The organism is Pseudomonas putida (assembly GCF_004357765.1).
GTDB classification, from domain to species: Bacteria; Pseudomonadota; Gammaproteobacteria; order Pseudomonadales; family Pseudomonadaceae; genus Aquipseudomonas; species Aquipseudomonas putida_U.
Map to the genome: position 1 here is coordinate 227098 of NZ_SMTE01000004.1, position 13311 is coordinate 240408.

The 13311-nt window shown below is 62.0% G+C and carries 11 protein-coding genes; 10 read left to right on the forward strand and 1 reads right to left on the reverse strand.

Annotated elements, in window-relative coordinates; translation table 11 throughout:
• The first annotated feature begins 34 nt into the window (after positions 1-34).
• The 3 genes from E2H86_RS07560 to E2H86_RS07570 all read left to right on the forward strand — a co-directional run bounded on the left by E2H86_RS07560 (position 35) and on the right by E2H86_RS07570 (position 3843).
• Positions 35-2641: a TonB-dependent receptor gene (locus E2H86_RS07560; RefSeq protein ID WP_133326291.1), complete on the forward strand. Its 2607-nt coding sequence runs from the start codon at positions 35-37 to the stop codon at positions 2639-2641.
• A 142-nt stretch (positions 2642-2783) separates the two neighbouring features.
• Positions 2784-3377 carry a biliverdin-producing heme oxygenase gene (locus E2H86_RS07565; RefSeq protein ID WP_133326293.1) on the forward strand — a complete coding sequence of 198 codons (594 nt, stop codon included), beginning with the start codon at positions 2784-2786 and terminating at the stop codon, positions 3375-3377.
• A 52-nt stretch (positions 3378-3429) separates the two neighbouring features.
• The gene (locus E2H86_RS07570; RefSeq protein WP_133326295.1) at positions 3430-3843 is read left to right on the forward strand and encodes a YbaN family protein; all 414 of its coding nucleotides are present in this window, start codon (positions 3430-3432) and stop codon (positions 3841-3843) included.
• Here E2H86_RS07570 and arcD (E2H86_RS07575) read toward each other — a convergent pair.
• A complete protein-coding gene (arcD, locus tag E2H86_RS07575; protein ID WP_133326297.1) occupies positions 3823-5250 on the reverse strand; it encodes an arginine-ornithine antiporter in 1428 nt (475 codons plus the stop codon). The two genes, E2H86_RS07570 and arcD (E2H86_RS07575), sit on opposite strands and share 21 nt — an antisense overlap.
• A gap of 411 nt (positions 5251-5661) precedes the next feature.
• On the opposite strand from arcD (E2H86_RS07575), the gene arcD (E2H86_RS07580) reads away from it, so the two are divergent.
• The 7 genes from arcD (E2H86_RS07580) to gcvH all read left to right on the forward strand — a co-directional run bounded on the left by arcD (E2H86_RS07580) (position 5662) and on the right by gcvH (position 13308).
• On the forward strand, positions 5662-7089 hold the full coding sequence (arcD, locus tag E2H86_RS07580) for an arginine-ornithine antiporter (RefSeq protein ID WP_133326299.1): 1428 nt from the start codon (positions 5662-5664) through the stop codon (positions 7087-7089).
• 34 nt (positions 7090-7123) lie between these two features.
• A complete protein-coding gene (gene arcA / locus E2H86_RS07585; protein ID WP_133326301.1) occupies positions 7124-8377 on the forward strand; it encodes an arginine deiminase in 1254 nt (417 codons plus the stop codon).
• 84 nt (positions 8378-8461) lie between these two features.
• The gene (locus E2H86_RS07590) at positions 8462-9472 is read left to right on the forward strand and encodes an ornithine carbamoyltransferase (protein ID WP_133326303.1); all 1011 of its coding nucleotides are present in this window, start codon (positions 8462-8464) and stop codon (positions 9470-9472) included.
• 121 nt (positions 9473-9593) lie between these two features.
• On the forward strand, positions 9594-10523 hold the full coding sequence (gene arcC / locus E2H86_RS07595) for a carbamate kinase (RefSeq protein ID WP_133326305.1): 930 nt from the start codon (positions 9594-9596) through the stop codon (positions 10521-10523).
• Positions 10524-10577: 54 nt separating this feature from the next.
• Positions 10578-10952, forward strand: coding sequence for a DUF5064 family protein (locus tag E2H86_RS07600; RefSeq protein ID WP_133326307.1), 375 nt, complete (start codon positions 10578-10580; stop codon positions 10950-10952).
• 120 nt (positions 10953-11072) lie between these two features.
• Positions 11073-12584: a sigma-54-dependent transcriptional regulator gene (locus E2H86_RS07605; RefSeq protein WP_133326309.1), complete on the forward strand. Its 1512-nt coding sequence runs from the start codon at positions 11073-11075 to the stop codon at positions 12582-12584.
• Positions 12585-12924: 340 nt separating this feature from the next.
• Positions 12925-13308, forward strand: coding sequence for a glycine cleavage system protein GcvH (gene gcvH / locus E2H86_RS07610; RefSeq protein ID WP_133326311.1), 384 nt, complete (start codon positions 12925-12927; stop codon positions 13306-13308).
• The last annotated feature ends 3 nt before the right edge of the window (positions 13309-13311 follow it).

Genomic DNA, 13311 nt, shown 5'->3' on the forward strand with positions numbered 1-13311 from the left:
CCTATAACAGTTCGCGCGTCTGGGAGCGCCTTCGATGTCCACAGGTCAAAATCGCCCCTCAACCCTTCCCCGTCGTCGTAACGGGCAATTGCCGCTGCTCAGCCTTTCGCTGTTGAATCTGGCACTGCTTGCCAGCGGCACCTACAGCCTGCCGGCACTGGCCGCCGAATCGAGCCAGGTCAGCAGCCCGCGAACGGGCGACTACCGCTTCGAAATCGCCCAGCAACCGCTGGTTTCGGCCATCAACGCCTTCAGCCAGGTCACCGGCTGGCAGGTCGGCTTCAGCGCCGAGCTGGCCGATGGCATCGCCTCACCCGGCGTACAGGGATCGTTGTCGCCACAAGCTGCACTCAAGCGCCTGCTGCACGGCACCGGCCTGAACTTCCGCAGCATCGGTACGGGCAACGTGGTGCTCGAACGCCAAGCCGCAGGCAATGCCATCGCCCTGCAGCAGATGACCGTCAGTGCCACCCGCAGCGCCCAGGACGTCAGCCAGGTGCCCAGCACGGTCAGCGTGCACAGCCGCGAGCAACTGGACCGCGACAACGTCAACAACATCCAGGACCTGGTACGTTACGAGCCCGGCGTATCGGTCGCCGGCACGGGGCAGCGCAGCGGCCTGAACGGCTACAACATCCGCGGCATCGACGGCGAACGAATCCTCACCCAGATCGACGGCGTGTCGATCCCCGACAGCTTCTTCTACGGCCCGTACGCCCAGACCCAACGCAACTATGTCGACCCCGAGATCGTCAAGCGCGTGGAAATCCTCCGGGGCCCGGCTTCGGTGCTGTATGGCAGCAATGCGATCGGCGGCGCGGTGAGCTATTTCACCCTCGACCCAGACGACATCATCAAGCCCGGCAAGGACGTCGGTGCCCGCCTGAAAACCGGCTACAGCTCGGCAGATGAAAGCTGGCTGACCTCGGCCACCATCGCCGGTCGCCACGGCGACTTCGACGGCCTGCTGCACCTGAGCCAGCGCAACGGCCATGAGACGGAGTCCTACGGCAGCCATGGCGGCAGCGGCATCGACCGCACCGAGGCCAACCCAATGGACGTGCGCACCACCAACGTGCTGGCCAAGCTGGGATGGAACTACGCCGACGATGCGCGCCTGGGCTTTACCTACGAGAACTACAAGGATGACCGCGACCAGAACGTCCTGAGTGCCGTCAACGGTCCCTATGCCAACGGCAACGCCATGGGCATGTACAAGTCGAGGCAGGCCGAGGACACCATCACCCGCGAACGCTTCGGCCTCAACCACGAGTTCGGCCTGGACTCGGCGGTGGCCGATCGCATGAAGTGGAGCCTGAATTACCAGATCGCCAAGACCAACCAGGACACCGAAGAAATCTACGTGCCCCGTGTCCGTCAGGTATTGCGCACCCGCAATACCACCTACAAGGATCGCCAGTGGGTTTTCGACGCCCAGCTGGAAAAGGCTTTCAGCATCGGCCAGACCGATCACGAACTGACCTACGGTGCCACCTTCAAGCATGAAAAGGTCACCGGTTCGCGCAGCGGTAGCGGTACCTGCCTGGCCGTGGGCTCAGGTTGCAGCGCGGTGGGCGCCGACAGCGCAGCTGACCGCCAGCAGCTGGTCAGCGACTTCCCCGACCCGACCACCCACACCTACAGCCTGTTCGCCCAGGACCAGATCCGCTGGAACGACTGGACCTTCCTCCCCGGTGCCCGCTACGACTACACACGCATGGAGCCGAAATTCACCGACGCATTCCTGCGCGGTATTCAGGGCTCCAGCAGCACCGGTGCCGATTCGCTCGACGATTCGGCGAAGAAGTGGCACCGGGTGTCGCCGAAGTTCGGCATCACCTACGCTTTCAACGACAACTACACCTGGTACGGTCAGTACGCCGAAGGTTTCCGTACGCCAACCGCCAAGTCCATGTATGGCCGCTTCACCAACCAGACGTTGGGATATGTAGTCAAAGGCAACCCCGGGCTCGAACCGGAGAAGAGCAAAGGCTTCGAGACCGGTCTGCGCGGTAACTTCGATGCCGGCAACTTCGATTTGGCGGTGTTCTACAACAAGTACCGCGATTTCATCGATGAAGACGCAGTCCAGAGCGCCGACCTGGAAACCACCTTCCAGGCCAACAACATCAAGCACGCCACCATCAAGGGCGCCGAGGTCAAGGGCCGCTTGAACCTGGACAGCTTCGGCGCACCGCACGGCCTCTACACCCAGGGCTCGATCGCCTACAGCTACGGACGCAACGATGACACCGGCCAGCCACTGAACACCGTGAATCCGCTCAAGGGCGTGTTCGGCCTGGGCTACGACCAGGATAACTACGGAGGTCTGCTGAGCTGGACGCTGGTCAAGCGCAAGACACGAGTGGACGACACCACCTTCTACGCGCCTGATGGCACCAGCAGCAAATTCCGCACCCCCGGCTACGGCGTGCTGGACCTGACCGGCTTCTACAAGGTGACCGACGATATGACCGTCAATGCCGGCCTGTACAACCTCACCGACAAGAAGTACTGGCAGTGGGATTCGGTCCGCAGCTATGACGGGCAAGGCGAGGCAGGCGTGACCCAGCCGGCCAACCTCGATCGCCTGACCATGCCGGGGCGCAATTTCGCGGTCAATGTGGTGTGGGATATCTGATTTGGATTGCCTGGGGTTTAGCGGTGCGGCGCAGATCGAGCGCCGCACCGCAACACCCGCCACGAGAAGCCCACATTTTTTACTGTCCCCGCGCCCCTGATTCGTCTTGTCACCAGACGCCCGATTCTTTCAAGGACACCCCATGACCGATCGCCCCGCCCTCCGCTCGCAACGCCTGAACCAAGTCACCCACGCCCCGCACACTGAGCTCGACGCCTTGGTCAAATCCCATGCGCCGTTCGCCAGTCGCGAAAACTTCGCCCACTTCGTGGCCGCTCAATACCTGTTCCAGGCAGAGCTGAAAGCGCTGTACAACGACCCGCAACTGATCGCCATCGTCCCCGACCTGGCCCAGCGCTGCCGTGCCGGGCAGGCCCGTCTGGACCTTGCCGATCTCGGCCGCGACGTGCCCGCCGCTGTGCCCGGTGCTTTGAGCAATCCGAGCCTGGGTGAAGCGATGGGCTGGATCTTCGTCTCCGAAGGCTCCAAACTGGGCGCTGCGTTTCTGATCAAGCGTGCGCAGGCCTTGCAGTTGTCCGAAGATTTTGGCGCCAGGCACCTGGGCGAGCCGGCCGGTGGCCGGGCCGAGGGCTGGAAGCAGTTCACCCGGATCCTCGATGGCCTGGCGCTGTCGCCCGAAGAAGATGCCGCCGCCGAGCGTGGCGCGGTCGCCGCTTTCGAGCGTTTCACCGCATTGCTCAAGCATGCCTATGCCATGGATGCGACGCCGGCCTGATGCAACTCCCGGTCACCTCGCAGGTGGCCGGACCGTTTTTCGCAGTGAGACCATGACCCGACCTGCCCGCTCCAAAATGTCGCGCCTGCTTTATGGCATCCTGGCTTACGTGAGCCTGGGCATCGGCCTGGTGGCCATCGTCATCCCCGGCCTGCCAACCACCGAGTTCATCCTGCTCGCCGCCTGGGCCGCGACACGCAGCTCGCCGCGGCTTTCTGCCTGGCTGGAAAGCCACCGGCTGTTTGGCCCGATCTTGCACAACTGGCGCAACGGCAAGGTGATCCAACGCCGGGCGAAGGTCAGCGCTACGGTGAGCATGCTGGTGTGCGCAGGACTGATGCTGGTGTTTCTCGAACATCGCTGGCCGGTGTTTCTGGCCATTGGCGGCATGACCGTGGGCAACCTGTGGATCTGGTCGCGCCCGGAGCACGCCGCCGTACCGCGGTCACAGACTCAGCAGCCCTGAAAACAACGCGTACGCGGCGACCGCCGCACCGATCAGCACAGCGGCGAAGATGAGTTTCTCCCAGGTGGTGAACAGCGTCTGGCCCTGCTCACGTTTGGCTCGGGCGAACAGGATCACGCCAGGCGCATACAGCAGCGCCGATAGCAGCAGGTACTTCAAACCGCCGGCATACAACAGCCAGACCGCATAGAGCAAAGCCACCAGCCCCACCAGCAGGTCCTTGTTCCGCCGTCTTGCCTGGCCCGCGTAGGTCTCGCCGCGCACTGCAAGCAGCACCGCATAGGCCGCCGACCACAAGTACGGCACCAGGATCATCGACGAGGCCAGGTAGATCAGGCTGGTGTAGGTCCCCGCCGAAAACAGCGTGATCAACAGAAAACCCTGGATCATGCAGTTGGTCAGCCACAGCGCATTGGCCGGTACATGATTGGCGTTCTCCTTGGCCAGAAAACGCGGCATGGTCTTGTCCCGGGCGGTGGCGAAAAGGATTTCCGCACACAGCAGCGCCCACGACAGCAAGGCCCCCAGCAGCGAAACCGCCAACCCGACACTGATCAACAGCCCGCCCCAAGGCCCGACGATGTACTCCAGCACCGCTGCCAGGGACGGATTCTGCAGCCTGGCCAGCTCTGGCTGGGTCATCACGCCCAACGACAGCACGTTGACCAGCACCAGCAGGGCCAGTACGCCGAGAAAGCCGATCACCGTGGCCTTGCCCACGTCCGAGCGCCTCAGCGCCCGCCCCGAATAGACACTGGCGCCCTCGATGCCGATGAACACGAACACCGTCACCAGCATCATGTTGCGGACCTGCTCGAGCACATTGCCGAACTGAGGATTGCGCAGGCCCCAGATATCGCGGGTGAAGACATCGGCCTTGAAGGCGAATGCGGCGATCACCACGAAGATCAGCAGCGGCACGACCTTGGCCACGGTGGTGACCTGGTTGATGAACGCCGCTTCCTTGATGCCGCGCAGCACCACGAAATGTACCGTCCACAGCAGCAGCGAGGCGCAGGCGATGGCGATCGGCGTGTTGCCCTCGCCGAACACCGGGAAATAGAACCCCAGGGTGCTGAACAGCAGCACGAAGTAACCGACGTTGCCCAACCAGGCGCTGATCCAGTAGCCCCACGCCGAGGAGAAGCCCATGTACTCGCCAAAGCCCGCCTTGGCATAGGCGTAGACGCCGGAGTCCAACTCTGGCTTGCGATTGGCCAGGGTCTGGAACACGAAGGCCAACGCCAGCATGCCAATTGCGGTAATGGCCCAGCCGATCAGTACCGCACCGACGTCGGCACGGGCCGCCATGTTCTGCGGCAGCGAGAAGATCCCCCCGCCAATCATCGAACCGACCACCAGTGCGATCAGTGCGCCTAGGCGTAGCTTCTGTCCCGGTTCACTCATGGCATCCCTTTTTTCTGCACGCTGTCATTCGTTTGAAACAGCCCCACGGATCATATAAGCACCGACATTATCTATAGCACTAATAACTGCTTTGTCTATTGACTTGTTCCGTTACAACCGACGTAAAGAAACAAATTGTAAGCGAAACGTGTTTAAACGGCGTCCTTGTGAAAAATTTGCGAAAACCCCAAAAGCGGCTAGCTTGAGATTTCGCAGGCCACACAGAGCGTTTGCTCTGCAAGGACATGGAGGTGCCAGCATCCAAGGCCTGCAATTGAGCTGTCGGCACGCTCCAGGAGCCACGTGAAGGAAATTTCCTACTTCACGTGATCATGAGCTGACTTGTGTCAGTTCATGACTCAGGCGTCGGATTTAATCTGTCGTCAACTTTCTCCTGGCAGGAGTTGTTAAATGTCTGATTCTTCCGGAAAACTAAAACTCGGCGCTTTAGTTGCACTTGTTGTAGGTTCGATGATTGGCGGGGGGATCTTCTCACTGCCGCAAAACATGGCAGCCAGTGCGGAGGTGGGGGCCGTCTTGATCGGCTGGGCCATCACCGCAGTCGGCATGCTCACGCTGGCGTTCGTGTTCCAGACCCTGGCCAATCGCAAGCCTGACCTCGACGGCGGGGTGTACGCCTATGCCAAGGCCGGTTTCGGCGACTACATGGGTTTCTCTTCGGCCTGGGGCTATTGGATCAGTGCCTGGCTGGGCAACGTCGGTTACTTCGTGCTGCTGTTCAGCACCCTCGGCTACTTCTTCCCGATCTTCGGCGAAGGCAACACCCCAGCGGCCATCATCGGCGCATCGGTCCTGCTCTGGGCGGTGCACTTTCTGGTGCTGCGCGGCATCAAGGAAGCGGCATTCATCAACCTGGTCACCACCGTGGCCAAGGTCGTGCCGCTGGCGCTGTTCGTGCTGATCTGCCTGTTCGCCTTCAAACTCGACATCTTCACCGCCGACATCTGGGGCGTGAACGCGCCCGAGTTGGGTAGCGTGATGAACCAGGTCCGCAACATGATGCTGGTCACCGTGTGGGTGTTCATCGGTATCGAGGGTGCGAGCATCTTCTCGTCCCGGGCCGAAAAGCGCTCGGACGTGGGTAAGGCCACGGTCATCGGTTTCATCACCGTGCTGTTGTTCCTGGTACTGGTCAACGTGCTGTCGTTGGGGGTGATGACCCAGCCGGAGCTGGCAAAACTGCAGAACCCGTCGATGGCTGCCGTGCTCGAGCATGTGGTCGGTCATTGGGGCGCGGTGCTGATCAGCGTCGGCCTGGTCATCTCGCTGCTCGGTGCCTTGCTGTCGTGGGTGCTGCTGTGTGCCGAGATCATGTTCGCCGCCGCCAAGGACCACACCATGCCGGAGTTCCTGCGCCGCGAAAACAGCAAGCAGGTGCCGGCCAACGCGCTGTGGCTGACCAATGCCATGGTACAGATCTTCCTCGTCATCACCCTGTTCTCCAGCAGCACCTACCTGTCGCTGATCTACCTCGCCACCTCGATGATCCTGGTGCCTTACCTGTGGTCGGCGGCCTACGGCTTCCTGCTGGCCCTGCGCGGCGAGACCTATGAACAAGCCGCCTCCGAGCGCAGCAAGGACCTGCTGATCGGTGGCATCGCCCTGGTGTACGCCATCTGGCTGCTGTACGCCGGTGGCGTGAAGTACCTGCTGCTTTCCGCGTTGCTGTACGCCCCAGGCGCGATCCTGTTCGCCAAGGCCAAGCGCGAGGTAGGTCAACCCATCTTCACCAACATCGAAAAACTGGTCTTCGCCGCCGTGATCGTCGGTGCGATCGTGGCCGCCTATGGCCTCTACGACGGTTTCCTGACCCTTTGATCCTGGTCTTCGCACTAATTGGAGGATTCGAACCATGTCCACTGAAAAACAGAAGTACGGTGTCCACTCGGAGGCCGGCAAGCTGCACAAGGTGATGGTCTGCGCTCCGGGGCTGGCGCACAAACGCCTGACCCCCAGCAACTGCGATGAATTGCTGTTCGATGACGTGATCTGGGTCGACCAGGCCAAGCGTGACCACTTCGACTTCGTCACCAAGATGCGCGAACGCGGCGTCGAGGTGCTGGAAATGCACAACCTGCTGACCGACATCGTGCAGAACAAAGAGGCCCTCAAGTGGATCCTCGATCGCAAGATCACCCCGGACACCGTCGGCGTGGGGCTGACCAATGAGGTCCGCAGCTGGCTCGAAGGCCTGGAGGCTCGCCATCTGGCCGAGTTCCTGATTGGCGGCGTTGCCGGCCAGGACCTGCCACAGAGCGAAGGGGCCGACGTGGTCAAGATGTACAACGACTACCTGGGCCACTCCAGCTTCATCCTGCCGCCGCTGCCCAACACCCAGTTCACCCGCGACACCACCTGCTGGATCTACGGCGGCGTGACGCTCAACCCGATGTACTGGCCGGCTCGACGCCAGGAAACCCTGTTGACCACCGCCATCTACAAGTTCCATCCGGAGTTCACCAAGGCCGACTTCCAGGTCTGGTACGGCGACCCGGACAAGGACCACGGCAGCGCCACCCTCGAAGGCGGCGACGTAATGCCGATCGGCAAGGGCATCGTGCTGATCGGCATGGGCGAACGCACCTCGCGTCAGGCCATCGGCCAATTGGCACAGAACCTGTTCGCCAAGGGTGCGGCCAGCGAAGTCATCGTCGCCGGCCTGCCGAAATCTCGCGCCGCCATGCACCTGGATACCGTGTTCAGCTTCTGCGACCGCGACCTGGTGACGGTCTTCCCGGAAGTGGTGAGCGAGATCGTGCCGTTCATCATCCGGCCCGACGAGGGCAAGCCATACGGCATGGATGTGCGCCGGATCAACAAATCCTTCATCGAAGTGGTCGGCGAGCAGCTGGGCGTCAAGCTGCGGGTGGTGGAAACCGGTGGCAACAGCTTCGCCGCCGAGCGTGAGCAGTGGGACGACGGTAACAACGTGGTGGCCATCGAGCCAGGCGTGGTGGTCGGTTATGACCGCAACACCTACACCAACACCCTGCTGCGCAAGGCCGGTATCGAAGTCATCACCATCAGCGCCGGCGAACTGGGCCGCGGCCGTGGCGGCGGTCACTGCATGACCTGCCCGATCGTGCGCGATCCAGTCGATTACTAGCACGCCCGACCCCGGCAGCGCCCAGCGGGCGCACGCCGGGCCACCAACGTCCCGAATTCATTGAAAGCCTAAGGAGACTCCGTCATGGCGTTCAACATCCACAATCGCAACCTGCTCAGCCTCGAACATCACACCACTCGCGAGCTGAAGTACCTGCTGGACCTGTCCCGCGACCTCAAGCGCGCCAAGTACACCGGCACCGAGCAGCAGCACCTGAAGGGCAACAACATTGCCCTGATCTTCGAGAAGACCTCCACTCGCACCCGCTGCGCTTTCGAGGTCGCCGCCTATGACCAGGGCGCCAACGTCACCTACATCGATCCCAACTCCTCGCAGATCGGCCACAAGGAAAGCATGAAGGACACTGCCCGGGTGCTCGGGCGTATGTACGATGCCATCGAGTACCGCGGCTTCAAGCAGGAGATCGTCGAAGAACTGGCCAAGTTCGCCGGCGTGCCGGTATTCAACGGTCTCACCGACGAATACCACCCAACCCAGATGATCGCCGACGTGCTGACCATGCGCGAGCACAGCGACAAGCCGCTGCATGACATCAGCTACGTGTACCTGGGCGATGCCCGTAACAACATGGGCAACTCGCTGTTGCTGATTGGTGCCAAGCTCGGCATGGACGTGCGCATCGCCGCGCCCAAGGCGCTGTGGCCCCATGACGACCTGGTCGAGCGCTGCAAGCAATACGCCGAGGAAAGCGGCGCGCGCATCACCCTGACCGAAGATGCCAAGGCGGCGGTCAAGGGGGTCGACTTCATCCACACCGACGTCTGGGTGTCGATGGGCGAGCCGATCGAAGCCTGGGGCGAACGAATCAAGCTGCTCAAGCCTTATCAGGTGAACAAGGAGCTCATGAAGGCTTCCGGCAATCCACGAACCAAATTCATGCATTGCCTGCCGGCCTTCCACAACTCCGAGACCAAGGTCGGCAAACAGATCGCCGAACAGTATCCGGACCTGGCCAACGGCATCGAAGTGACCGATGACGTGTTCGAGTCGCCGGCTTGCATCGCCTTCGAGCAGGCGGAAAACCGCATGCATACGATCAAGGCGATCCTGGTCTCGACCCTGGCCGATCTGTAAGTAGCGACCGCGATAGCCGAGATCTGCACGGTCACTGTGGGAGCGGGCAAGCCCGCTCCCACAGGGGCCAGGCAGCCTTAGATACCGGCGGCTCCTTTCCATTCGTTAAAGGACATTCCCCATGCGTATCGTTGTAGCTTTGGGCGGTAACGCCCTGCTGCGTCGCGGCGAGCCGATGACCGCTGAAAACCAGCGCGCCAACATCCGCACCGCCACCGAACAGATCGCCAAGATTCACCCCGGCAACGAACTGGTCATCGCCCACGGCAACGGCCCACAGGTCGGCTTGCTGTCGCTTCAGGGCATGGCCTACAAGCCTGACGAGGCCTATCCGCTGGATGTGCTGGGCGCCGAGACGGAGGGCATGATCGGTTACATGATCGAGCAGGAGCTGGGCAACCTGCTGGCCTTCGAAGTGCCGTTCGCCACTCTGCTCACCCAGGTCGAGGTGGACGCCAACGACCCCGCCTTCAAGGACCCGACCAAATTCATCGGCCCGGTCTACAGCAAGGAAGAAGCCGAAAAACTGGCCAAGGAAAAAGGCTGGGTGGTCAAGCCCGACGGCGACAAGTACCGCCGCGTGGTGGCCAGCCCGAAACCCAAGCGCATCTTCGAGATCCGCCCGATCAAGTGGCTGCTGGAAAAGAGCAGCATCGTGATCTGCGCCGGCGGTGGCGGTATTCCCACCATGTACGATGAAAACCGCAAGCTGAAGGGCATCGAGGCGGTGATCGACAAGGACCTGGCCTCGGCACTGCTGGCCGAACAGCTCGAGGCCGACCTCCTGGTGATCGCCACCGACGTCGACGCTGCCTATGTCGACTGGGGCAAACCGACCCAGAAGGCCATCGCCGAGGCCCATCCCGATGAGCTCGAGCGTCTGGGCTTCGCCGCCGGTTCCATGGGGCCGAAGGTGCAGGCTGCCAGCAACTTCGCCCGCAACACCGGCAAGGTGGCCGTGATCAGCTCACTGGAGAACATCGAGGACATCGTCAAAGGCACTGCCGGTACTCGGGTTTCCACCGCCAAGCCCGGAATCAGCTACCGTTGATGCACCAGGCGGGCGCCGTTCGCCCGCCAACTTCAAGCTTCCGGAGGATTCGCCATGGCCACCTACGAGCCCGGTCATGTACACATCGAGCGCACCGCGCTGAACAAGAACGACCACAGTTACGATCTCAAGGTCGATTACCAGGCTGAGACCGACCCCAATGAAGGCAGAGGCATCCGTTTCCGCATGCACGGTTCCATCGAAGGCAAGCCGGTCGACGAGCACTTCTTCCTGTCCAAGGACCAGGTACTGCCCAGCTTTCTCATGGTCCTGTCGCGCAAGGCACAGTCCTATCTGACACCGCCGAAGAAATTCGAAAGCCTGGGTTCGCCGCACAAGATCTACGACCACATGTTCAATGACATCCGCGAAAAGCTCGATGTGAAGTCGGGCGACCCGGTCAAACCGGAACATCTGGGAAACCCCTGATTACCGCCAGGCCGGCTCCCTGGAGCCGGCTTGTCACGGACACCCGCAGCGCCAGCCTTGGGCATGCACCCCGACTAGGGGCATACTAGCGCCCTCCCCGGCCATCATCCCCGCCTTCCCATGCGTATCCACGTCAGCTTCATCGATCGCGTCGGCATCACCCAGGAAGTCCTGGCCCTGCTCGGCGCCCGCAACCTCAACCTGGATGCCGTGGAAATGGTGCCGCCGAACGTCTATATCGACGCCCCGACCCTAAGCCCCGCCGTGCTCGAAGAACTGCACGATGCCTTGTTCGAAGTGCAGGGCGTGCAATCGGTCGAGGTGGTGGACATCCTTCCCGGCCAACGCCGCCACCTGCAGCTCGACGCCTTGCTCGCCGCGATGAGCGACCCGGTTCTGGCGGTAGACAGCGCAGGCAAGGTGCTGCTGGCCAACCCGGCCCTGATCGCCCTGTGCGGGCGCGAATCGGCAGGACGCTCGATCGGCGAACTGTTCGCCGACCCTGGCCTGCTCCAGGCCCTGCTGGACAACAACTTCCACCTGCCGATGCGCGAAATGCAGCTCAACGGCCAGAGCCTGCTGCTCGATGCCACGCCCATCACCAACGCCGGTGGCCTGCTGACCCTGTACCCACCCACGCGCATGGGGGAGCGTCTGTCGGCCCTGCACCACGACCATGCCGAAGGCTTCGATGCCTTGCTCGGCGAATCGCCGGCAATCCGTACCCTCAAGGCTCGCGCGCTGCGGGTAGCGGCCCTCGACGCGCCGTTGCTGGTGCACGGCGAAACCGGCACCGGCAAGGAATTGGTCGCCCGCGCCTGCCATGCCGTGAGCAGCCGCCACACGGCACCTTTCCTCGCCCTGAACTGCGCGGCCCTGCCGGAAAGCCTGGCCGAAAGCGAGTTGTTCGGCTACGCCCCAGGCGCCTTCACCGGCGCCCAGCGCGGCGGCAAGCCAGGGCTGATGGAACTGGCCAACCAGGGCACGGTGTTTCTCGACGAGATCGGCGAAATGTCGCCCTACCTGCAGGCCAAGCTCCTGCGCTTTCTCAACGATGGCAGTTTCCGCCGAGTCGGCGGCGACCGCGAAGTGAAGGTCGATGTGCGCATCATCAGCGCCACCCACCGCGACCTGGAGCGCATGGTCGCCGACGGCAGCTTCCGCGAAGACCTGTTCTACCGCCTGAACGTCCTCAACCTGCAGGTGCCGCCGCTGCGCGACCGTGGCCAGGACATCCTGATGCTGGCGCACTTCTTCATGCAGCAAGCCTGCACGCAGATCCAGCGCCCAGCCTGCCGACTGGCCCCGGCTACCCACGCGGCGCTGCTGGCCAATCCCTGGCCGGGCAACGTACGCCAGTTGCAGAACGTGATTTTCCGCGCAGCGGCCATCTGCGAGGGCTCCGTGGTGGACATCGGCGATCTGGACATCGCCGGCACATCCGTGGCCCGCGGCCAGGATGGCGAAGTGGCGAGCCTGGAACAGGCGGTGGGCGATTTCGAGCGCGAACTGCTGCAACGGTTGTACGCGAGCTATCCCTCGACCCGGCAACTGGCCGGGCGTCTGCAGACCTCGCACACCGCCATTGCCCAGCGGTTGCGCAAGTACGGCATCCCAAAGGCGAACGGTTGAATTCGTGCAGAGCTTCGCGTGCCCAGGGCCTCAGCCCCGCAATTTGCAGCCTGATAGATAACGGTGCCCGTCTGATGTGTATCGATATCAGTACATCGTATCGATATCAATACAAAAGGCGACGGACCTTTATAGCCAAGTGTTTGATGGATTAAATCTTTTCAACAGCAATTGCACTGTATCGATTTCATTCCAAATAAAACCCGAGTCACGTTACGGGTTATCGTTAAGCTACTGATAAATATACATTTTTTATCAATGGCAGCATTCTTGCTTAGGAACCGCTACTAAAAGCGCGTGGCCCACCGCGCCTCCTAGCCCTGCTTCCTGAGGAATTCCCATGAGCGAGTTGCGTTTTACCGAAGATCACGAATGGCTGCGTGCCGAAGCCGACGGCAGTGTCACCGTGGGCATCACCGCCTACGCCCAGAACGCCCTGGGTGATGTGGTCTACGTGCAACTGCCGGAGCTGCAGCACTACGACAAAGGCGCCGAAGCCTCGACCGTCGAATCGGTCAAGGCCGCTAGCGGCGTGTACATGCCACTGGCCGGTGAAGTGATCGCAGTCAACGATGGCCTCAACGACAGCCCCGAACTGGTCAACGAAGACCCATTGGGCGAAGGCTGGTTCTTCCGCTTCAAGCCAACCGATGCCCAGGCCGTGTCCGCCCTGCTCGACCAGGACGCCTACGATCGCCTGATCAAAGCCAACGACGACGCCTGAGGA